This window comes from Clostridium lundense DSM 17049, from assembly GCF_000619945.1.
Classification (GTDB): Bacteria; Bacillota; Clostridia; order Clostridiales; family Clostridiaceae; genus Clostridium_AO; species Clostridium_AO lundense.
The window spans coordinates 128,119-150,146 of sequence record NZ_JHVC01000008.1 but is presented as its reverse complement, the minus strand read 5'-3'; the positions used below and the strand labels follow the sequence as shown (position 1 = coordinate 150,146).

22 protein-coding genes are annotated in these 22,028 nt (G+C 27.9%); 21 read left to right on the top strand and 1 reads right to left on the bottom strand.

All coding sequences use genetic code 11. The features are described from left to right. Positions 1-37: 37 nt before the first annotated feature. Positions 38-286: a hypothetical protein gene (locus T514_RS0110935; protein WP_027624809.1), complete on the bottom strand. Its 249-nt coding sequence runs from the start codon at positions 284-286 to the stop codon at positions 38-40. A 410-nt stretch (positions 287-696) separates the two neighbouring features. Between T514_RS0110935 and T514_RS0110930 the strand changes: the two genes are divergently transcribed. The 21 genes from T514_RS0110930 (at position 697) to T514_RS27175 (ending at position 22,027) form a co-directional block, all read left to right on the top strand. Further along, positions 697-2,862, top strand: a complete 2,166-nt coding sequence (locus T514_RS0110930; protein WP_027624808.1) for a hypothetical protein — start codon at positions 697-699, stop codon at positions 2,860-2,862. Positions 2,863-2,997: 135 nt separating this feature from the next. Further along, positions 2,998-3,423, top strand: coding sequence for a hypothetical protein (locus tag T514_RS0110925; protein WP_027624807.1), 426 nt, complete (start codon positions 2,998-3,000; stop codon positions 3,421-3,423). 48 nt (positions 3,424-3,471) lie between these two features. Further along, entirely contained in the window at positions 3,472-3,897 is a 426-nt protein-coding gene (locus T514_RS0110920) for a hypothetical protein (RefSeq protein ID WP_027624806.1), read from the top strand. An 83-nt stretch (positions 3,898-3,980) separates the two neighbouring features. Further along, the gene (locus T514_RS0110915; RefSeq protein ID WP_027624805.1) at positions 3,981-4,421 is read left to right on the top strand and encodes a J domain-containing protein; all 441 of its coding nucleotides are present in this window, start codon (positions 3,981-3,983) and stop codon (positions 4,419-4,421) included. Positions 4,422-4,435: 14 nt separating this feature from the next. Continuing rightward, positions 4,436-5,002, top strand: coding sequence for an FHA domain-containing protein (locus T514_RS0110910; RefSeq protein WP_242850592.1), 567 nt, complete (start codon positions 4,436-4,438; stop codon positions 5,000-5,002). A gap of 16 nt (positions 5,003-5,018) precedes the next feature. Continuing rightward, the gene (locus T514_RS0110905) at positions 5,019-5,522 is read left to right on the top strand and encodes an FHA domain-containing protein (protein ID WP_027624803.1); all 504 of its coding nucleotides are present in this window, start codon (positions 5,019-5,021) and stop codon (positions 5,520-5,522) included. A gap of 11 nt (positions 5,523-5,533) precedes the next feature. Beyond that, the gene (locus tag T514_RS0110900; RefSeq protein WP_027624802.1) at positions 5,534-6,373 is read left to right on the top strand and encodes a PP2C family protein-serine/threonine phosphatase; all 840 of its coding nucleotides are present in this window, start codon (positions 5,534-5,536) and stop codon (positions 6,371-6,373) included. Positions 6,374-6,400: 27 nt separating this feature from the next. After that, complete coding sequence (locus tag T514_RS0110895; protein ID WP_027624801.1) at positions 6,401-8,206, top strand: PP2C family protein-serine/threonine phosphatase; 1,806 nt, start codon at positions 6,401-6,403, stop codon at positions 8,204-8,206. A gap of 9 nt (positions 8,207-8,215) precedes the next feature. Next, the gene (locus T514_RS0110890; protein ID WP_027624800.1) at positions 8,216-9,520 is read left to right on the top strand and encodes a hypothetical protein; all 1,305 of its coding nucleotides are present in this window, start codon (positions 8,216-8,218) and stop codon (positions 9,518-9,520) included. Continuing rightward, positions 9,517-10,212 carry a hypothetical protein gene (locus T514_RS0110885; protein ID WP_027624799.1) on the top strand — a complete coding sequence of 232 codons (696 nt, stop codon included), beginning with the start codon at positions 9,517-9,519 and terminating at the stop codon, positions 10,210-10,212. Before T514_RS0110890 ends, T514_RS0110885 begins: the two co-directional genes overlap by 4 nt. 46 nt (positions 10,213-10,258) lie before the next feature. Then, positions 10,259-12,886 (top strand): acetate and sugar kinases/Hsc70/actin family protein, encoded by a 2,628-nt coding sequence (locus tag T514_RS0110880; RefSeq protein WP_027624798.1) that lies wholly within the window; start codon positions 10,259-10,261, stop codon positions 12,884-12,886. Positions 12,887-12,921: 35 nt separating this feature from the next. Beyond that, positions 12,922-13,308 (top strand): hypothetical protein, encoded by a 387-nt coding sequence (locus T514_RS0110875; RefSeq protein WP_027624797.1) that lies wholly within the window; start codon positions 12,922-12,924, stop codon positions 13,306-13,308. Positions 13,309-13,355: 47 nt separating this feature from the next. Further along, positions 13,356-14,135: a hypothetical protein gene (locus tag T514_RS0110870; RefSeq protein ID WP_027624796.1), complete on the top strand. Its 780-nt coding sequence runs from the start codon at positions 13,356-13,358 to the stop codon at positions 14,133-14,135. A gap of 98 nt (positions 14,136-14,233) precedes the next feature. Next, positions 14,234-14,833, top strand: a complete 600-nt coding sequence (locus T514_RS0110865) for a hypothetical protein (protein ID WP_027624795.1) — start codon at positions 14,234-14,236, stop codon at positions 14,831-14,833. Beyond that, on the top strand, positions 14,833-16,245 hold the full coding sequence (locus T514_RS0110860; protein ID WP_027624794.1) for a contractile injection system protein, VgrG/Pvc8 family: 1,413 nt from the start codon (positions 14,833-14,835) through the stop codon (positions 16,243-16,245). The genes T514_RS0110865 and T514_RS0110860 overlap by 1 nt, the downstream gene beginning before the upstream one ends. Before the next feature lie 101 nt (positions 16,246-16,346). Next, positions 16,347-16,943, top strand: a complete 597-nt coding sequence (locus T514_RS0110855) for a hypothetical protein (protein ID WP_027624793.1) — start codon at positions 16,347-16,349, stop codon at positions 16,941-16,943. A 17-nt stretch (positions 16,944-16,960) separates the two neighbouring features. Continuing rightward, positions 16,961-17,485 (top strand): hypothetical protein, encoded by a 525-nt coding sequence (locus T514_RS0110850; protein ID WP_027624792.1) that lies wholly within the window; start codon positions 16,961-16,963, stop codon positions 17,483-17,485. Positions 17,486-17,515: 30 nt separating this feature from the next. Further along, complete coding sequence (locus T514_RS0110845; RefSeq protein WP_027624791.1) at positions 17,516-17,914, top strand: DUF4280 domain-containing protein; 399 nt, start codon at positions 17,516-17,518, stop codon at positions 17,912-17,914. 26 nt (positions 17,915-17,940) lie between these two features. Next, positions 17,941-20,700, top strand: coding sequence for a contractile injection system protein, VgrG/Pvc8 family (locus T514_RS27635; RefSeq protein ID WP_084284492.1), 2,760 nt, complete (start codon positions 17,941-17,943; stop codon positions 20,698-20,700). A 14-nt stretch (positions 20,701-20,714) separates the two neighbouring features. Beyond that, positions 20,715-21,059 carry a hypothetical protein gene (locus tag T514_RS0110835; RefSeq protein ID WP_027624790.1) on the top strand — a complete coding sequence of 115 codons (345 nt, stop codon included), beginning with the start codon at positions 20,715-20,717 and terminating at the stop codon, positions 21,057-21,059. A gap of 407 nt (positions 21,060-21,466) precedes the next feature. Beyond that, on the top strand, positions 21,467-22,027 hold the full coding sequence (locus T514_RS27175) for a hypothetical protein (protein ID WP_051542006.1): 561 nt from the start codon (positions 21,467-21,469) through the stop codon (positions 22,025-22,027). Position 22,028: the final 1 nt, after the last annotated feature.

Sequence of the window (22,028 nt, the reverse complement as noted above, 5' to 3'; positions counted from 1 at the left end):
ATTATTAAATTAATATGCAAGGGATTATAGTTTAATTCTAATCTTTTATCTCATCTATACTTATTTTTTTCATTTTTATATTAAATTTTGGTTCAAAACAAGAATTACATTTTCTACAGGAAGTATTATCAAGGGAAAGAGAATAATCCCCTAATGGAGCTGGTATAGTGCTCATTTGCCACATCACTGGCATTGTTGGCATCATTGGCAGAAAGTAAGGGCAATGTATGTAGTGAGGATTAAACATTGAAATAAATGGATTATAGTAGTTGTTATACATAAACATAAAAATTCCTCCTAAAAATTTTTTAGTATTATTATATGAAGCAAGTATGGAAAAGTTTACAAAATAACAATAAATAATAAAAGACTATTTTAAAATTATTGAAAAATTATTTTGAAATAGTCTTTTGTTTATTGCCGTATTTAGTCTGCTTAAGTTTTCAAAAATTTACTTTTATAATATAAAATTTAATAATATTTACAAAAAAATAATATAATAACGAAAAAATATAAAATTTGGTATAAAGAAAAGGGGATAAAGCACGAAGGACTTAATAGCAATAGAAAAATTTAAGAAAAAGTTTAAATAAATAATAAATAAAATTAAAAAATGCAAACAAGTTATTGAAAAAGTTTATATTAAATATTATAATGGTTACTATAATATTTAAAAAATGTAAAGAGGTGACATAAATGGAAGTTATTCAACAAACTAATCGTGCCATATTATTTGAAGAGATAAATCCAGAAAAATTAGATTTAATTTCAATAATAGGTGACACAAAAGGTTTGAGTAGTTTAAATGATGACAAGATAAAAGAGATTAACGAATATCTTTTAGTTAGAAGTTTTGACGAATTTTTAGATAAGTTTTCACCAGTAGTATATTCCTTCTATAATGCAACAAATCAAAAAGTTATGTATAGTTTAAAGAAACCAGAAAATTTACCAGAAGGATATGTAACAGAAATACCAATTAATCAATCAAATGATTTTTTAAAAATGTTATTCACATTGATTGATACAAAAAGTGCTCAAGGTATAGCAAATGTAGATTTTAAATTTGAAAATTTATTAGATATGATATCACCGAAAAAAGTTATGGATGATATTAAACAATCAAGAAAAGAGATTCAATATCTATATTCTAAGTATGATGAATTAGATGATGAAGATCCAAGTAAGCTAGATTTAGGGGACAAGCTCAATTATATGTTTGAAGAAGCTAGCAATAATTATAACAATATTATGGCTATGATTCCCTTAGCTATTGAAGATATTAAAACTAGATTGCTCCTTGGACAAGAAGAAAATAAAACAAATGATGTGGAACTTAAAATTGGCGCACTAAGTATGGGGGAAAATGGGGAACTTAAAATATTAGAAGCTCCTAAAACAGAAGATACAGCACTGGTTGCTCTAGATGATAATGCAAATGCTGGATTGATCAAAGCTTTTGAAGAGGATTATGAGGCAGTAAATGATGTTAAAGCAGATTATGTAAAAAGCTTAGTTGTTAGAACATTTTGTCCTTTAGCTTCAACTATGGAAAGCAAGATAGACGTAGAACAGGAAGTAGTAAATTATAATACATATTTAGAGTTTTATAAAAGTGCAAAAGATGACTTCGTAAAAACAGTTAAACCGTTAGTAGAGAAATTAGTAGGTGTTAAAATGTTCTTTGATCAATATAAAACAAAGAATAAAGGAATGATTCCTTCACTACTAGTTACAAATATACCGGTTAACAGATTAATTAGTTCAAATAACTTACCAAGGTTTAATACCTATCTGAATACTGTAAATGATAAAAATGATTTTAGCAATACCATTTGGTTTGGAATTGCTCCATCTATTGAATTAGAAGGAACAAGTAAAAATAAAGTAAGAAGAGAAAGATTTAAAGGTAATGTTCAGACTAGTAAAACAGATGGAACTACCATGGAAGATTTAGCTTTACTATTAGATTGTATAAAAAGTTATCGTATCCAAATATTCTTTAGTTTCCAAACAGGAGAGGAAACAACCTTTAATCATATAGCAACAGCGGGAGTAGACAAATTCATCGATAAATGCTCACCATTAATTCGAAAGGACTATAGCGAATTTGCTATACCATGTCTACCTAATTTTACAATAATCCCAAAGGATAAATCAGGAGTTGTGCTTGATAATAGAATGATTGTTACTGATGAAGGTGTAGCTAAACTTTCAAAGGAGAAAGAAGATATATTAAAACTTTGGATAGAAGGGGTTTATATAGGGGGAGCATATATAGCAGCAGGACTTGTAGCCTCATATCAATGTCCAGAGTTTTTAAGAGAAGCTTATAAAAATGTTTCTTATGAATATCCGGGAGTTAGATTTGATATAGAATCATCAGATAATTCCTTAAAAGTTACAACTACATTAGCAAAAGAGATTTCAGGTTTTACTAATGAGATAAAGAGTTCAATAAATAAAAAGAACTTTGGATTTATATTCTCATCAGATAATGCACAATTAGATGGTAAGGATGTAAAACAGATAACAGTATATAAAGCAAGAAGCTTATTAACTGGAGGTTCAGATTTTGAGTCCATATATAAAACATTAGTAACTACTTATATAGAAAGAATGCTAAGATTCCATACTAATGACTTTAAGCAAGATAATATTGTTAAATTCTTTAGTAATAATCCAAACAGTATGAAGAGTAGATGGTTATCCAATAAAGGTAATATAAATTCTATTATTCAAGAAGGAGATGACATAAGCTTCTCCATAGATGAAAATAGTGGTACTTGTAACATAGATATAATCTTTAATGGAAATGTTAAGAACTTAGAAGTTGAAATAACAAGAAGTGTTGCAAATTGATAATTTAAGCCATCAAATTAATAAGTTCATTATTAATATTAAGAATAAAAGATAATTAAGCATATTGTCTTTGATAACAAACATTATTATCAGAGATCAATTATAAATAATATACATATAAAAGGAGGAGAGAAAATGGGATTTAAGTTAAAGGTTGAAGGTGCTGAAACTATTGATTTAGGTATTGAAAACATTTTAACAGTGGAGTTCAAAACAGATACTCCAGATGATTCTAATGCACGTTCCACAGATCTTGGGACATCATTAATTATTAAAGGAAAAATTTTAACACCAGTGGATGGTGAGGCTGCAGATAGCACTATAAAGCTAGCACAGTGGTCACTTGTTCCAGCAGAGAAAGCTGATTGTTATAGAAATGTAACAATAGATGTTATATCAGCATCTCAAATAGTAAGACAAATAAGCCTACCAAATGCTTTTGTAGTTGATTATGTAGAAGATTATGGTGATGAAGAAGGAGTAGGAACTTTCAAGCTAAATCTAAAACAGAAAAAGGACAAGACTGCAATGGTTAAATTTGAAGGTGGATTTGGAGAATAACTTATTTAAAGAAAAGAAAAAGATAAAAATTATAAAGGGAGTGAGAAAATGGGATTTAGAGTATCAATCGAGGGAGCTGACAAGATAGAACTTGGAATAGAAAGTGTTAAAAAGGTAGTTTTAAAAACAGATACTCCTAAGGATTCAAATGCCCGTTCAAAAGATGTTGGAAGCACTATGATTATTAGTGGAAAAATATTAACAGCTTTAGATGGAGAAGAATTTGATAGTACAAGACAAATGGGAGTTTGGTCATTAATTCCAGCGGAAAAAGCTGATTGCTATAGAAAGGTTACTGTAGAAGTACTTTCAGCAGATCAAATTATAAGAAAAATATTTTTCCCAAATGCTTTTGTTGTAGATTATAAAGAGCACTTTGGAGATACAGAAGGTGTAGGTACTTTTGAACTTATAGTTAAGCAGAAGAAAGACAAGCTTCATGAAGTTACAATAGAAGGCGGCTACAGCGCTTAGTAAAAATATAGTATAAAGAAATTTAAAAATAAAAATTATGGGAGACTTAGTTCTCCTATAATTTTTAAATATTGAGGGAAAGTATGAAGAATTTTTATGAAATATTAGAGGTATCTAGGGATGCAACTAAGGATGAGATAAAAAAGTCATTTAGAAACTTAGCTAAGAAATATCATCCTGATACAAATGTAAATGATAAGAGTTTAAATGAAAAATTTCAAGAGATAAATGAGGCATATAGTGTTTTAAGTGATGAAAAAAGTAGAAAAGAATATGATAAAAAGATTTTTAAAACTCATGATCCTTTAAAAAATAACAAAGAAAAGAAAAAGGATGATACATATAAAAAAACAACTGGTGATATTAAGGATGCCATGGAGAATTTAAACAGTAAATTTGAAGAGTTTTTTGGTTTTAAGGCAAATACCAGTGAAGTAAAAGAAGACTTTTTAAAGAATGGTTCGAAAAATCCTATGGACACATCAGATATTTTTAATAGTTTTTTTAAACCAAAAAAGAAGTAATGGAGTGAATTACTTTGAATTATAATAACATGAAAAATAAAGATAAGAAAATTTTAAGAGAAATAGAGATTATAAATCTATTTATAGGAATAATTCTTACGTTAATAGGAGTTTTAATTTATATAACAATAGAGTTAGAAGAAGTTAAAAATATATTGTTAATAGCTTTAGTTATAATAGCACTAATAGTTTTTATTAAAATAATTGGAAAGCTAGATGAGAGAAAATCATATGACACTAATGCAATTAATTCTATAGCTTTAGTAAATGAGAATAATGAAATTATAAAAGAATGGAATTTATCCGAGAAGGTATCAATGGTAATAGGTAAAAACAATAAAGAAAATAAAGTGGATATAGATTTAAGTCAGTCTATATATTCTAATTTGATAGATTATGAACATGCTGTATTAAATTATGCAGGGGGAGGATGGTATATAGAAGATCTATGCTCTAATAATGGTGTATCCATAGAAAAGAAAGAAGATAATACTCTTTATAAGGTAGCAAACTATAGTCCCTGCATTATAAAAAAAGGAGATATATTGTTTATTGGAAAAGCTAAGCTTTTACTTAGATGAAATGGAGTGATTTAAAATGGGACTTATAAGATGCGAAAATGGTCATATGTTTAGTGAAAGACGATATGGAACTTTGTGTCCATATTGCAATATAGAAACTGCTTCAAAAAAAAGCAATGAAGTTAATTCGCCAAAGGAGTTAGAGATAGAAACAGATCTTTTATATGAAGAAATTGAGCCTGTTTGTGGATGGCTTGTATGTATTGAAGGAGCCAGAGTAGGTAAAGATTATAAAATTAAAGCAGGTAAAAATTTCATAGGCAGGGCAGATGATATGGATATACAGATAGTTGGAGACAATAAGGTTTCTCTTAGAAATCATGCAATTGTTGTTTATGACCAGAAGAAAAAAAATAATGTATTATTACCTGGAGATTCTTCTGGAATTGCTTATTTAAATGGGGAAGCAGCTTATATGCCAACAGAATTATTTCCTTACGATGTAATTGAACTTGGGAAAAGTAAGTTTCTGTTTGTACCATTTTGTGGAGAACACTTTGAGTGGGAAGATAATGATTAGAGGTAATTACTATGACAGATTTAATTAAAAGCAACTACTATACTTTGTTAGGAGTGCTTATATTCTTATTAGTTTCACTTATAATACTTAAGAAATTTCTACTTATAAAATATAAAAAAGAAAATGTAAAAATAGAAACAGCAAGCACCATTGGAGGAGAAGAAGCTCAAGAAGATAATTTTAAAGTAGTTACTTCAGAAATTGGAACTATTGCAGTTTTAGCAGATGGCCTTGGAAAAAATAAAGGAGGGAAAATATCTAGTAAAGTAGCGGTTAGTACTTTTATAGATATTTTTTTAAGCCATAGGACTTTAGGAAAAGTGGAGTATTTTTTTAATAAAGCTTTTAATGCTTCCAATAGAGAAATTTTAAAGAGAATTGATAGTAAGCAAGGTGGAACTAGCTTAGTAAGTGCTGTTATAATGGAAGGTTTTCTTTACTATGCTATGGTGGGTGATACAGTTATAGCAATTTTAAGAGAAAACGAACTTTTAAAATTAAGTGAAGGGCATACTTTAGATGTTTTAGCAAAACAAGAATTTTACAAAGGAAGACTTTCAAAAGAAATTGCATTATCAGCTATTAATGAAAGAAAGCTTTTATATTATCTGGGTATGGAGGAATTTAAAAGTTTTGAGATTTTTGACATACCTATAAAATTAAAAAAACAAGATATTATAGTTTTAATGAATAGAGGAATTTATGAAACTTTAACTTGGAACGAAATAGAAAATACCATTATTAAAAACAGTAATTTTAATGGTATAGGGAAGAAGATAATAGATAAAGTAAAGGATACAGAAAAAGAAGATAAACATAATGGAACTATTATGCTTATGAAATATATATAACTATAAATGGGTTTAGAGGGTGAAAAGATGAGAAAATTAAATTCTAAATTTAAAACTGCTTTTATATCAGAGGCAGGTACGCTGTTACAAAATAAAGACTATTTTGCTTTTATAGAGCTAGACAACTATGCATGTTATGTAATAGCAGATGGAATAGATGATGACCTTAAGTTAGAAAGCGCTAAAATAGCTGTCACAAGTATTATAAGAAATTTCACTGAAAAACCTACTATAAAAAAAAGACTTATAAAAAAATATTTAAAAGAAGCAAGTGAAGAACTTATTTTAAGTGGTACTTATACAAGGCTAAAGGCATCTATTACAGTAGTTGTTACTGATTACAGTAAAGTTAGATATGCTTTAGCTGGAAATACAAGATTTTACTTATTTAGAGATGGTACATTAAGATACAAAAGTAATGATCAGTCTCTTACACAAGTTTTAGCGGATAAAGAAGAGGTTGCTTTAGATAAGATAGCAACACATAGTGAAAGAAATAATTTATATTGTTATTTAGGACAAGAAGAATTAAAAAAACCATACATATCAAAAAAAATAACCTTAGTAGATGGAGATATTATCACTCTGCTTACAAGAGGAATATGGGAAAACATAGATGAAAAAGAAATTGAAGATGCCATTGATGAGGCAGCAGAGCCAAAAGAATTAGCAGATAATATTGAAGATATGTTGTTATCAAAACAACTTAAATATATAGAAAACTACACCTTTTCCGGAATTTTTATAGACAAAGTCTATAAAAATCCTGATAGAAAAAAACTTATAAAGAAAATAGTGTTTACAGCAATACCTATACTTATAATTTTAATTATTTCAGGTGTTATTTTTAATATACAAAGAAATAAGAAAAAAAATAGTATAGAAAATATGAACGCTTATAAAGTAAGTGCAATAAATTATGCCAACAACGGAAACATAACAAAGGCTAATGGAGAATATAAAAAGGCATTAGAAATAGCTACAGAGTATAAATTGAAGGACGAAAAGAAAAATTTAGATGCCTACTATAAATATACAGAAATAATAATTGATGCAGACAACAAATTAAAAGATAAAAAATATGAAGAAGCTTTAGATGGATATTTAAAAACTCTAGATAAGATGGACAACGTAGATAGTTTAGGTAAAGAATATGTGTTAGATAAATTAAATCAAGTTAGAGATGCTATTAGAGTTATGGACTTATTAACACTAGGAGATACAAATTTAGATAGTGAAAATATAGGTGAAGCTGAGGATTTATATAAGAAAGCAAAGGATTTAGCAACTTCTATTCATTTAAAAGATGAAAGAAAAGAAGCTATGGAAAAATTAGATAAAATCTATGCTAGTAAGGCAGAAAAGCAAAAAGAAGATAAAGAAAAGGATGAAAAGAAAAAGAAAGAGGAAGAAGAAAAGAAAAAAGAAAAAGATGAAAAAGAAAAGGAAAAAGTAGATATTGAAGATAAAGCTGTAAATCATATTAAACAAGGAGATATAGCTTATAGTGCATCAGATTATGTTGGAGCTAAAATGTATTACATTATGGCGAAACAGCTTTATGGACAAATTGGAGCCAATAGTTTTTCTAGTGAATTAGATAAAAAGATAGGACTTATGGATAAGAAAATAGATGAAAGTGCCAGTAAACGGGCACAAGCGGATAGATACCAAAAAGATGGTGATGAAAAAAATATTAAAGGCAATTTTAAGGAAGCAAAGGTTTTATATATTTTAGCAAAAGAATTATATGAAAAGGAAGGTCTTACTGAGGGAGTAAAAAAAGTAGATGAAAAGTTAGGTTTAGTAAATAGGGCAATAGGTAAGGAATAGGGAGAAAAAATGAAAAGTGAGATTTATGAAAAGCTAAATAATATTGAGAACTTAGAAGAAAGACTAATTTTTAAAAAAATATTAAGCGGTTTATTTACATCATTAGAAGAGTATACAGAAAATAGGTTCAATGAATTAGAGGAAAGAGTCTTTAATGAGGTTGAAGATATAAAAGGGAAATACAATGTATTTTGTACCATTGCTAAAAGAGAAGATTTAGATCCAACTAATGAATTTTTATATCCAATATTACAAGAAGATGTAGAAGAGAACATATATGACATAAGTGAAATACTGGAAAGCTTAAAAGAAAAGCAACCTATAAGCATGTTTAAAATATTTTTAAAATGTGATTATTTAATGGTTAAAGATATATTGGATAACAAAAAAACATTTAAAGGAATTATTGAAACCAATAAAAAAACATATGAAGCCTATTTTTCTTTAAAAGAGAATAGGGAATATATAAAAAAGACTAATGATCTCTATAAAATGTTTATAAATAATAATATTCCATGGACTACAATAAATAACCCATATATTTATAAAATGGCTAATGTGGTTTTAATGAAGTGTGAAGAAGATATAGGAACAGATGAGGAAATAAACAAAATATCTATAGATTTTGAAGAATATGATAAATATGTTCAATATAGTATGGTGCCTCTTTGGAACATAAAAGAAGTTTCACTTAAAAGTCTTGGTTTTCCAATGCCATGTGATGACAAAGTTAACTATGAACACATGGTATCCATTGAAAAGGAAGGGAAAAATCATGGTTATTTAGTAAATTATGAAGGAGTCAATATTCAATATATAAGATTTATGAAGGATTCATTAGTAATATGTTCTTCAGAAGAAGAGGGAAAAAAGTGGAGTGTATATAAGGTTATTTCTAAAAATGATTTGTCTATAGATATATATGATTATGAACTTATGTCTAATGAAGCTGATTCTAGTTTTATTGGAAAACTATCATTAAATAATAAATGTAATGTAAAAACTATGGCAGAACTAGAGAGAGTTATAAGTTCTTTTAAAGTATATAAATATCTAGAATTTAAGCATTTAGAGTTAAAAGAAAAAGAAGAAGATAAATTTAATTGTAAAAATGAAATTAAAAATTCAGAAACCTATAGCATGAATGAATTCATCATTGATGAAATAAGAGATGGGCATATAAGAAAGATACTAATATTATATTTTAAAGCAAAGGATACTAATTACTACTTAAATAGAGATATTTTAAGTTTTTTAATATCAGAAATTCAATTATTTTATCCAGAATATCATTGTGAAGGAAGATTAATATGAACTACATTTGGGATATATTATTAAAAGCTGATAAAGAGAATATAACCAGAGAAGAAATTCAATTTATACTAGCTAAAGTATGTAGTCCCTATATGGAAATTTCTTTTACAGACATTAATACAAATTCTTTACCAGAAGATAAAGTGGTTGAAGTAAATCCATATTATAGGTTTTATCATATATTTAAAGATTTATTTGATATTAATATAGAGGAAAGTAGGCAGCTAAGAGAAGTGCTGTTTGATATAGTGCTTCATTACTTAGGAAAATTAGACTTAAAACAAGGACTAAGTAAAAATGAGTTTTACAAGAACTTTTTTATAAAGGACATAGAAAAAGGAGTATTTGGCAAAGAAATATGTCTAAATATTAAGCTTTTTAATAAGGAAGAATTAGATTATATATTAACTGCTTTTATTACTTTATATAAGACAGGAGCATCACTACATTTATTTAATAAAGTTTTAAATAAAGTATTTAAAAATAATAGAGTATATATAAATCAAGATAATCCAAAAGAGATGTATATATATTTAGGTAAACATAAAACTTATGAATTAAATAAAAAAGTAGAAACTGTAATAAAACTGTTTTTGCCTATAAATATGAATGCATTTATATATTGGGATCATCACTTTGGAATTTTGGGTGCTGAAAACACCATGATACTTGATGAAATTGTTATGATGTAAAACTATTAAATATTATATAGTTTGGTTTTAAATTTAAGGAGGCAAAATGACTTCATATTCATATAGATTATATAAAAATAACAAAAATACAGAAAATAAGAAAAATACATATAAAAAAAGAGATCTTAAACTTATGACAACTTTTCAATTAAGAGAAATATGTATTAAAGAAAAAATAGTAAAAAGTTTAATTAACCCTTTAGATAAAGAAGAATTGATTAATCTCATAATGAAATATCGTGGTGAAGAAGATAGTCTTCTTATAAATAATTTTAGAGAAGAAGGCTTGGAAAGAGTAGAAAGGTTTTTAAAAAAATCTGAAAAGCTTATATTAGATGACAAAAAAATAGAATATCCAGGAAAAATAACAGTTTATAAAGAGCTAGATACTGAAATATATGATGGATACAGAATACAAAGCAAAGATAAATTAGAAGAAGTAAATATGTTTTTAGTAGATAGTAATTTTAAAATATGTAGTGTATTTAATGTGAAAAAAATAAACGAAAGTGGAGAAGATAAGTACTTTCTAACAAGCAAAGGGAATATTCCATCAGAAGAATCAATAGTTAAACACTATAGTTTATTGTATTTTGAAAGAGAAGAGTCAGAGCTTCTCTATCATATATATGAAGGAAATAAAGATATTACTAAGGGATTTATAAAATTTTATTCTTTACCTATTCTACAGTTTGAAGTAAAAGAAGTAGAAGAAACCTCAATGCCTCTTGCTATAGATTTTGGCACATCCAATACTACAGCAGGTATCTATATAAATAAAGAAAAGTTTTCATCATTAAATGAAAAAATTGGAGTTAATGATGAGGGAGATAAAAAACAAATAAGGATTGTAGAAGTTTTAGATACAACTAAGGAGTATGGAAAAATAACTCCACTTATTCCAAGTGTGGTAGGTATAAGAAGCATTGGAGAGGAAAATATAGAATACATCTTTGGATATGATGCAATTAAAGAATCTAAAAGAAATTATATAGATGATGGATTAACTATATTTTATGACATAAAAAGATGGGTAAGTGATTTTGAAAAAGCTGAAAAAGTAATAGATACAAATGAAAAAACTACTTTTATAGTAAGAAAAGATATTATGAAAGCATATTTGACTTATATAATATCTTTAGCAAATCAAAGATTTAAATGTAAATTTAAGCATATATATATATCCTGTCCATCAAAGCAGAAGTATAAATTCCATAGTTTATTTAAAGAAATATTAAGTGATTATATAGTTGAAAAAGAAAATATTTTAGATGAAAGTGCAGCAGTACTTTATAATACTATATCTGAATTAATAGAAAAAAAGAATTATATTGAAGGGGAAAAATATAAGGCATTAATAATAGATTGTGGAGGGGGAACCACTGACTTATCAGCATGTAATTTTACCATATATAATAATAGAGTTTCTTATGAATTAGATATAGAAACCTCTTATGAAAATGGAGATACGGACTTTGGAGGCAATAATCTTACTTTTAGAATAATGCAATTTATAAAAATTTTAATGGCTAAAGAATTATCTAAAAGTAATGACATAATAAACAAGATTATAATAGAAGAATTTGATATAGATGTATTTAGATTTGTAGATAAGTATGGAATAGAAAAAGTATATAAATTGCTAAATGAAGAATATGAAAAGGCAGAAGAGATAATTCCCACTAAATTTAAATTATATGAATGTAGAAGAAAAGAAGAATACTATAAAGTAAAAAGTAATTATTATTTTCTATTTGAAGTAGCGGAACAGGTGAAGAAAGCATTTTTTAGTGACCCTAGTCTTTTAAAACTAAATTTAACTTCAAAGGATAATGAAGAAATTGAAGAAGATAGCATAAGATTTGATAAATGGAAGCTTTCTTATGTATGTAAAGATAAACTTCAAATAGTAAAGAATGCACCTAATATATCTATAAGTGTCTATGAAATAAATACCTTACTTAAGGGAGATATATATAATATAATAAAAAGATTTTTAGAAGGCCTTTATGAAAATAATGAGCTGTTTGATTATTCAATAATAAAATTAACTGGACAATCTTGTAGGGTTGAAATATTTAAGGAAGCTTTAAAAGAATTCATTCCTGGCAAAATTATTCAAGTTAAAAGAAATAAAAAAGAATCTAAGGAAAATTATGATTTGAAGTTAGCTTGTCTTAATGGAGCACTTAAGTATTTACACGCTAAGAATTTTGGATATGCGGATATAAAAATAGATATAAAAACTCCAGCATTACCTTATGTTATTACTTCTTACACTCACGAAGGAGAAGAAAAAACATTAATTAAAGGTAGAGATAAAACTAAGGGACATATATCTAGATTTATGGAAAAGGCTATTTTGAAACTATATTTGAAGGATATACATGGAAATATAAGATATGAATATACCTACGACACGAATGAAGATGAACTAAAACCTATATTATCGGAAGAAATAGAAAATTTATATGGAGATATTATCAATCAGCATGACACAGATAATATTGTAAATAATGAAGTGAAATTTTTTACTTGGGCAAAAGAAGAACTATGGGGATTCTATGTAGTTGCCATACTAAGATATAATGAAAAGCTTTATATAGGAAAAGAAACATTTTATCCTTTTGAAAATGATCAATGGGAGAAAAATTTCTTTGATGGACTTAAGTAACTTTAAGTTAAATAAAACAAAAATGGAGGATAACTATGGATAATGAAAAAGCATTGAAGTGCATAAAGAGTGCATGGAGGTTAGCAATAGCATGTAGTTTAATAAAATTAATAGCAATAATAGCAATAACAAGAATAAGTAATTTTGGATTTTTAGAATTAATTTTATATACTCTAATATTTATAATCTTGGATCTCGGATTAGCTTTTGGAGTATATAAAAAGAGTAGGATATGTGCAGTTATACTATTCGTTTATTTTACATTAAGTCAGCTACATATGTTGAGTAATGGTATGAATAATATTGTAGGTCTTATACTAAGTCTTGCTTTTGCAACATGTTTTTTCCAAGGAATAAGAGGAACAATATATTATCACAAAAATAAAAAGATAGAAATTGATGAAGACTTTCATAAATTTTAAATAAATTAAATATATTCTGAGGCGTTTTAATTTAGGAGGTGAATGGGTTGTTTCAAAATAATTATCCTCTTTTTAATAGTGGAAGAATTTTAAAAATTGAAATGTTAGAAGAACTTAGGGATTTCCCAAGAGAGATTTTAGATATAAACTTTAAAGACTATTCTAATGGAATAATTTCAGGCTGTGACATAGAGGTAAATAATGATTATATAATTGTGACTAAAGGCATAATAAAACATCAAGATATGATTTATATACTAAAGAAAAACTATACTATTCAGTATGAATCAACTAATCAAGTTCAGGTATTAAAAATAAGATTCTTAGGAGAAACCATAAATAAGGATTTCATTAAATTAGAATCTGAAATATTTTTAGATGACGATTTACAAATAAGCAAAGATGAAATGGAGCTTTGTAGATTTAAGCTAAAAAAGGGAGCTAGATTAAGGACAAGCTATGTGGACTTTAGAGATATGTCAACGGAGTATGACACAGTGAGTATAATAAATGTACCTTATTCGGCTTATGGTGAAAGCAGTTTAAATCCTAATATTTTAAGAAAATTTGGAAGGGAATTATTAAGATGCAATGTTAGTGAAGCTTGGGATATATCTTTTGGAATGACTTGTATTCAAAGTAGAGATATTATTCAAAAAGAAGTAATAGTGAGCTATTTGATATACAAATTAGGTATTGAGAAAAAGGATTACTCTAATGAAGAATTATATCTTTATCTTCTAGATGTATTAAACAGAGAAAACAATGGACAAACAGTTAATGATGAAAGAAGGAACAGAAAATTTAAAACTATACTCATAGATTAACAAATAAGAATATTTAAAAGACTAAATATAATTATGAGTTTGTAACCATTTAATCTTTAATTGTGAAAATATGGGAGGATGGAAAAGTGGATGGAAAAGTGGATAAAAAAGTTGATGAAAAAATCTTAGATTTTATAAATGAAATGGAAAAAAGGGAAGAAAAGAAAGATATATGTAATGGCAAGGTAAAAATTGGAGAGAGATATTATGAATTTGAAGAGGAAGAATTCTTTGATGAAAAGTTGAAAATATATATTCCAAAAGAGTTTGAAGATATGCCATTAGAAGTAAGAAAATTTAAGTATCCATCAGAAAGTCGTCCAGAAATAATAAAGAGTAATGAAGATGGAAGTATAGCGGTAACATTAAATATTATTGATAGTCCACTAGATGAAGAAAGTGTAGAAGAATTAAAAGATGGAATGAAGGCAATTATAAGGAAGGCTAATCCATCTAATGTATTTTATGAAGATGGTATTTTAAATGTTGATTCTAAAAATATAGGATATTTTGAGTTTAAGAGTTCAGCAATAGATGATTTTTTATATAATTTAATGTTCTTTCTTGAATTTGAAGAAAAGACTTTAATGGGAACTTTTAGCTGCTTGTATAAAAACTATGAGGACTGGAGAGATGTTGCATTTCAAATTGTTAACACTATAAGAGTGGTAAAGGAAGAGAATGGAGATGAAGCTTAATGACTGGGGAATACATGTATACTCAAGGAGACATTTTAGTAGCACCTTATAAGTTTCAAAAAATAACAAAACTAAAGATAACTAGAGAAGTAAATGAGCATGCGAGACTTTATATAAGTGGAATCATTGATGAAGAAAATGCAGATAAATATGTTGAAACAGCAGATGCTGAGACTAACATTGCACTATCGTTAAAAGATGAGAAAAATTCTGTGACTAATGTTTTTCAAGGAGTAGTTACTAATATTCAAGTTAATGCAAATAGAGAGGTTAGAACTCTGGAGGTGGAAGCTTTAAGTAGAACTTTTCTTATGGATATAAAGAAAAAAAGCAGAACATTTCAAAATGAAAATTTAAGTTATAAAGATGTGCTTAATATTGTAAATAGTGGATATAGCAATATTAAAATGTCAGATAAAATTGCAAATGGTACTAAAATAGATAAATTTATAGTTCAGTATAAAGAAACAGATTGGGAATTTATAAAAAGATTAGCATCACATTTTAATGTACCAGTAGTATCAGAATGTCAGTTAGAAAATATAAGGTATTCCATAGGAAATTCAGGCTGTTGTAAAATATATAAACTTGATGAATTTAATTATTCAATAAAGAAGGAGTTACAAGAATATAAGCTTAAATCAGGAAACGGTGTTAATGGATTAAATGATGTGAATTTAATAAATTATGAAGTGATAACAAATAAAGTAATGTATTTATGCAACTTAGTTAATTTTAAAGGCAGAAATCTTTATATATATAAGTCAGAAATGGAACTTATAAATGGCGTAATTTCAAATAAATATGTTTTGAGAGATGAAAAAGGGATAAAAGTAAGAAGAATTTATAATAACAAGATAGTAGGTATATCCTTAGAAGGAAATATTTTAGACACAAAAAATGATGTAGTCAAAATTAATTTAAAGATAGATGGAAATAAAGGTGGATCAAAATGGTTTCCTTATTCTACAGTTTATTCATCACCAGACGGTACAGGCTGGTATTGCATGCCTGAGATAGGAGATGCTATAAGATTATATTTCCCAGATAACGAAGAAAAAAATGCATATGCAATAAGTTCAGTAAATATTAAATCAAGCAATTCTAAAAAACGTAGCGACCCTTCTGTGAAAAGCCTTGGTACAAAGTATGGTAAAGAAATAGTAATGAAACCAGGTGCAGTTGAAATAATAGGAAACGGTAATTTGCTTATGAGATTAACAGATGATGGAGGAATAGAAGTTAAGAGTGATAAAAAAATAGTATTGGATGCCAAAGAGGATATTGAGATAACTGGAGGCGGAAAAGTATCTATTCAAGGAAGTAGTGGAGTTAATTTAACTCAAGCAGGAGCTAATGTAAAGATACAAGACAATGTGACAATGAGTGGTGGAAAAGTGAAAATTGAGTAAAGCCAATTTAAAACAACAATATAGATATATATTAAGTTTTAAGGTTGTTTATTTATATATCTAGCAATAAATGTGACTAAAATGGGAGGTCGCAATATACTATGATAATGGAAAGCAATAAAGAAGAGATTTTAAGAGAGTTTCAATATAAATATGTAATTAATACATGGATTAATAAGTTTCTTGAAATTGATGAGGCATATAAGAGCAGTAAATGTGATATAGATGAAAATTTAGTTTCAACATTTGATGAAATATGTGGACAAGCTATATACCTTCAAGAAAAGCAATTAAAGGGAGAAATTAAATATATTTATTTCTCATTACTTAGAACCAGTATCCTTGAAAATAAGAGTGAATATAGAATTGATTTCTATGATGAGAATTGGTTTTTAGATAAAGAAGAATGTTCTATAAATATAGACTTAGGCTTTATCTTTAATTCAATTTTTAATTACAAAGAAGAACTTACAGAAAAGAAAAAAGAGTACGGAAAAAATATAACTGATATGGATATAGAGAATATAATCCTTAAAGAAATTGATAAGTATCATATTTTAGCAGTGGAATTTTTAAAAACTATGATAGGAAAATTTATAGAAACATCTTCTTATAAGGAAATGAAAAAAGCAGAAGATATAGCCATATTAGCAGGAGAATATATGGATGCGACTCAGATAATATATCCTGAAAGTTAGATAGAGAAGGAGAATATATGGATTATTTTTTATTAAATCAAGATGAAAGATATACAAATACTCCAAGACTTATTGATGTATTTAAAAAAATTAATATAAAAAGTCTTAATCTTTCAAATGCTCATAAAATTGAGGACATTACAATATTTCAAGTCAATGCTGATGAAGGGTGTGAATTCCTAGATATTTTAGATAGACAATTATTTTTAATATCTGAGGATATGAAGAAAATAACTGAAAAATATAATAGGAATATTTTATTTAAAACCTTAGTGCTTATTGATTCACTTCATGATAGGCAAGAAAGCTATTTCTTACCTATATTTGAAGAAGTTGAATGTTTAAGTGATAAAGCAGAGCTTAATTTAAATAAAACAGTAGTAAAAAAAATAGTACTAGATAAAGAAAAAATTGAAGGCAATAAGATTTTTAAAATAAAAGAGAGTTCAAAGCCATTAATAGTAGTACGACTTGATGTAGCTGAAAGTTTATTAAGACGTGATTTTAAAGGAATAAAACTTGAGAGGCTGCAAGTTGAATAAGCTTAAAACTTAAAAGAGGAAGTGAAAAATATGAGTGGAGGAGAAAATTATTATATAGTTAGAGGAGCAAAAATGAAATGCGATAAAGGGACTCATGCAAGGAAAATAAATCTTCCAGTAAGTCATGGCTCATATGTAGGTGAAAAGCCTATGATGAATAAAACTGATAGAAAGGAAAATAACATAAGCTATTTTGGAATATGTCATGGGGAATGTCCATCTAGTGGGGAGAACATTTATCTAATATCAGAAGATGGAAGCAAAACTGATTGCGGAAAAAAATGTTGTGTAAAAATATTAAAAGACTGGGAGAATGCAAAAAAAGATACATTAGTTGAAGGGGAAGCAGCGCTTACAACAGATTCAGTACTTATGTGTAAATATGGAGGAAAAATAAAATTTAAAACAAATGGTCAAGAAAAGGAGTAAACGAGAGAAAAGAGGGGAGAAATTAAATGGGGGTACTTCATGCACTAAGGGTTAAATCTCCTTACAAATTACTGCGTATAGAAGACATAAAAATTGATAATAAACCTAATGAACATGGATATTTATATTTAAAATGTCTAATAGATGATTCAATTAAATTTCAGTCTGCTATAAATGCGTCTGCTAGTGATAAGATATGTGTTTATGAAAAAGCAGAAGATGAGAATTTAAGAGAGAGTTCTGTAAATATTAATGTAGTTAACAAAAGTAAAAGTAAAATATTATTTAACGGAATGATAAATAGTATAAAGACAACAAATAATAATGGAGTATATTATTTAGAAATAGAAGGAATAACATGGAGTTTTGAACTGGATATAAAAGAAAAAAGTAGATCCTTTCAAAATGCTAATATGACATATGACCAGCTTATAGGAACAATCTTAAAGGATTATCCAGGCTACAATTATACACAATGTATATCAAAAGGAAGAAAAATAGGAAAACCATTATTTCAATACAAAGAGACCGATTGGAACTTTTTAAAAAGAATAGCTAGCCAATTAAATTCAGAATTATTTTGTGATATAATGGAACCAAGTAATATGTTTTATTTTGGAAAACCAATTAAAGCAAATTATGAAATAGAAGATAAAGGATATTATAAAGCTTGTAAGGATTTAAAGAAATTTTATGAAGCAGGTGGACTTGAGGCAGGACATGATACAGATTACTTTTATTATGAAATAAAAAGAAGAGAAAAGTATGAAGTTGGAGATAAAATAAGATTTAAGAATAAGGACTTTTATGTAAATCAATATTCAGCTTATGCTTTAAAAGATGAAGTAATTTATAAATATCGTTTATGTAGAAAAAATGGTATATGGCAGACAAAAATGTATAATTCACTTTTAAGCGGAGGGTCTCTTGAAGGAAAAGTTCTTGCTGTAGAAGGTGAAAAAGTAAAACTTAATCTTGATATAGATAAAGGTAAAAGCAAAGAAGCCGCCTGGTTTCCATATGCACCACCTACAGGTAATACAATGTATTCAATGCCTATAGTTGGTACAAGTGCAGCACTTTATTTTCCAAATGAAAGCAGTGAAGCTCCAATTGTAACAGGTTGTGTAAGAAAAAACGGAAGCAGTTGTGCTAAAACATCAGATACAACTAAAAGATATTTTGGAACAGAACATGGCAGCGAAATAGAAATGACTCCAGGTGCATTAAACATAAGTGGTGGATCAAAAGAGCCGCTTAATATAAGCTTTGATGACAATACTGGAGTAACACTTAAAAGCCCTAAAAAGCTAAGTTTAAATGCAGATGGTGAAATATTAATAAAAACGCCACAAAATATAAGCATAAAGGCAGAAAGCCAGATACTTGTAGCAAAAGCAGGTACACAAAGTGGTTTTTCAATAGAAAACGAGTTTCATTTTTCAGGAGACAATGTAATAAAAAATGGAAGTGATAGAGAAACATATTCTCCATTTAATGATGAACCAAAGGCAGCTCAAAAGCCTGAAGAAAAACCAAAGCAAAAAGAAGAAAAGAAGAAAGAAAAGAAAGGATTTAGCTGGGGAAAACTAGCTAAAGGTGTTCTTGCAGGTTTGGCAGTAGTTGCAGTGGTTGCAGTAGTTGCAGCAGCAGTAGCATTTACAGCTGGTACCGCAATACCGGCGGTGGCAGGAGCACTGGCAGCTGTAGGTACAACTGCGGCAGCGGTAGCAACTACAGTTGGAGTAGGTGCAGCAATAGCAGGAACAGCAGCAGTTGCAAGTCAGGCAGTATCAGATAAAATGAGTGAAGAAGTTAGTGATGCATCTGCTTATATGTGGGCTGGAGGCAGGGAATCATTTATAGGAGCAGTTTCAGGAGCAATATTTGGACCTTTTGGTACATTAAAAACCTTAGGTGGAAAGATGCTGTTTGGTGGGGTAACCAATGGATTTGAAAGCATGGTAAGGCAAACACTAGATGGTCAAGGAATAAACTTTACAACCACATTATTTGATGTTGGAATTGGAGCAGCAACAGCAGGAATGTTCCATAAGGTAGAGAAAGTATTTAAGAAAGCAAGTCCTTGGGTAAAAAAAGGAGCATCAAAAGTTAACGATGCCATAGAAAATGCAGTTAATAAATTTAAAAACATGTCTGATAACTTTAGTAGTAGGTTTGGAAATAAACTTGCTTTTGAAGGTATAGGAGGTTTTAATGGAAACTCTCCAATTAATAATGTTAAACTTAAGCCTACAAGGACACAGATAGCTTATAATGAAGCTATTAAAGAAACAAAAGAGGCAGCAGAGAATCAGATGAAGAAAGCTACTTCTAAGGGGTCGGCTAACCCTGAATATACGACTACAATAAAATGGGGAATTAATAACATAGAAGCAAGACCATTTGGTGAGGGATTCTGGGGTAAAAGAATACCGCAAAAAAATCCAAGAGTGGATAACTTTGAATTGAAGATAAATCCTAATAATGAAAGTTTTTATTTACCACATCCTAAGGGCGGATATGTACAATTTGAAAATTTAGCTGGAGATATGGTGCAAGATGGTAAGTTAATAATGAAACAAAAATCATTCTACCATGTAGAAGACTTGCCTAAATTTGCACAGGATAAGGTTATAAAAGAAGCAATGAGACAAATTGAGTCATCTAGTGTAGCAGGTTATAAAGTAGAGTGGTTAGTATCAGATGAAAAAGCAGTCGAACAATTAACTAGGTTGTTTAAAACAGAAAATATTGATATAACGGTAAGATATTACCCTGAATAGAGGAGGAGATTAAAGTGAAAATAATTAATGAAATTGAGTTAGAAAAAATAATTAAATTGGAAAAAGATTATAATATTAATATTATTGATATAAGTGATGAAGAACTTAAAAAAACTTTAATGTATTATAAATTTATAAGTAATAATATTGAAAATTCAGTGTTGAAAGAAGATAAAAGCAGTATAATGTATAGTAAATATTATTGGTATACCAAGTATAAACAAAGGTACTTTGAAGTAGTTGGATATGATGCTGGTATAGAACAAGAAGGATTTAAGTTATTAGAGGAGATTGAAAATGAATTGGAAGATGGAGTTGATTGGAGTATAATACAAGGAATTGAAGAAAATGAAAAGTAAATCTAAATGCATATTATCAACGACAGTAACTGCATAATAATAAATTTTATAATATGTAGAAACATCAATCAATGCTAAGAAATATTTTACTGCATAATTGTAATAATGCAGTGAAAAGATGAAATGAATCAGCTGGAAATTAATTAGGCTGGTTCATTATTTTTTAATAGGTAACATATACAAGTATCTGATAAACAAGAAAATCCTAGGTTTAATAATTCCACTTAAAAGTTAATGGAATTGGGAACATAATATATGTAATAGAAAAAGATAGAAAAGCACTAAAAAATAATAGTAAATACAGATGAAGAAATATCCAATATTGATATTCCGTCAATGTCAGAACCGGATTTGTATTTAGATTATTTAAAGATAAATATAAAGATGTAGCAACACTAGCAAATGGCGTGAAGTCAATTAGTAATATAGGCAAAAATTTACCAGGGAAAATTCCACCAATACGCTATTTATCTCTTAGTGGAACTGGCATTAACTTACCTGTATTATGTCTAGATGGAGTAACTTCTATAGCCAGTGCAGGCGAAATATCTTCTATAGCAGCATCTGGTCTTGTGCTTTATAAGACGGCTTCTAATAGTGGAAGTGGTGGAGATAGTAATAGTTCTTCTGATGAAAATATTGATGCTAGTGATACTAAGGGAACGGCTGATGCTGAAAAGATTTTAGGAAAAAATGGGACTCAATTTGAAAGTAAAACAACTTGGCAGAATGGAAAAACTGAAAGAATTGATGTTGAAAATCCTGCTCCAGGAGAAAGACCTGGTCAAATTCATTACCATGAGCCTAATAATACAAAATGGTATCTTGATATTGAAGAAAAGCAATTTTATAATCAGAAAACAGGTGAATTAGCACCTAAAAAGATACAAAAATTATTAAAAGACAAAGATGTTATTAATGCTATAAATAAAGCATTGAAATTTTTAGGTGAAGATAAGTTAAAGTAAA

Coding starts and splice junctions, on each gene's coding strand:
- T514_RS0110935 (WP_027624809.1), bottom strand. CDS start 286: ATGTTTATGTATAACAACTACTATAATCCATTTATTTCAATGTTTAAT.
- T514_RS0110930 (WP_027624808.1), top strand. CDS start 697: ATGGAAGTTATTCAACAAACTAATCGTGCCATATTATTTGAAGAGATA.
- T514_RS0110925 (WP_027624807.1), top strand. CDS start 2,998: ATGGGATTTAAGTTAAAGGTTGAAGGTGCTGAAACTATTGATTTAGGT.
- T514_RS0110920 (WP_027624806.1), top strand. CDS start 3,472: ATGGGATTTAGAGTATCAATCGAGGGAGCTGACAAGATAGAACTTGGA.
- T514_RS0110915 (WP_027624805.1), top strand. CDS start 3,981: ATGAAGAATTTTTATGAAATATTAGAGGTATCTAGGGATGCAACTAAG.
- T514_RS0110905 (WP_027624803.1), top strand. CDS start 5,019: ATGGGACTTATAAGATGCGAAAATGGTCATATGTTTAGTGAAAGACGA.
- T514_RS0110900 (WP_027624802.1), top strand. CDS start 5,534: ATGACAGATTTAATTAAAAGCAACTACTATACTTTGTTAGGAGTGCTT.
- T514_RS0110895 (WP_027624801.1), top strand. CDS start 6,401: ATGAGAAAATTAAATTCTAAATTTAAAACTGCTTTTATATCAGAGGCA.
- T514_RS0110890 (WP_027624800.1), top strand. CDS start 8,216: ATGAAAAGTGAGATTTATGAAAAGCTAAATAATATTGAGAACTTAGAA.
- T514_RS0110885 (WP_027624799.1), top strand. CDS start 9,517: ATGAACTACATTTGGGATATATTATTAAAAGCTGATAAAGAGAATATA.
- T514_RS0110880 (WP_027624798.1), top strand. CDS start 10,259: ATGACTTCATATTCATATAGATTATATAAAAATAACAAAAATACAGAA.
- T514_RS0110875 (WP_027624797.1), top strand. CDS start 12,922: ATGGATAATGAAAAAGCATTGAAGTGCATAAAGAGTGCATGGAGGTTA.
- T514_RS0110860 (WP_027624794.1), top strand. CDS start 14,833: ATGACTGGGGAATACATGTATACTCAAGGAGACATTTTAGTAGCACCT.
- T514_RS0110855 (WP_027624793.1), top strand. CDS start 16,347: ATGATAATGGAAAGCAATAAAGAAGAGATTTTAAGAGAGTTTCAATAT.
- T514_RS0110850 (WP_027624792.1), top strand. CDS start 16,961: ATGGATTATTTTTTATTAAATCAAGATGAAAGATATACAAATACTCCA.
- T514_RS0110845 (WP_027624791.1), top strand. CDS start 17,516: ATGAGTGGAGGAGAAAATTATTATATAGTTAGAGGAGCAAAAATGAAA.
- T514_RS27635 (WP_084284492.1), top strand. CDS start 17,941: ATGGGGGTACTTCATGCACTAAGGGTTAAATCTCCTTACAAATTACTG.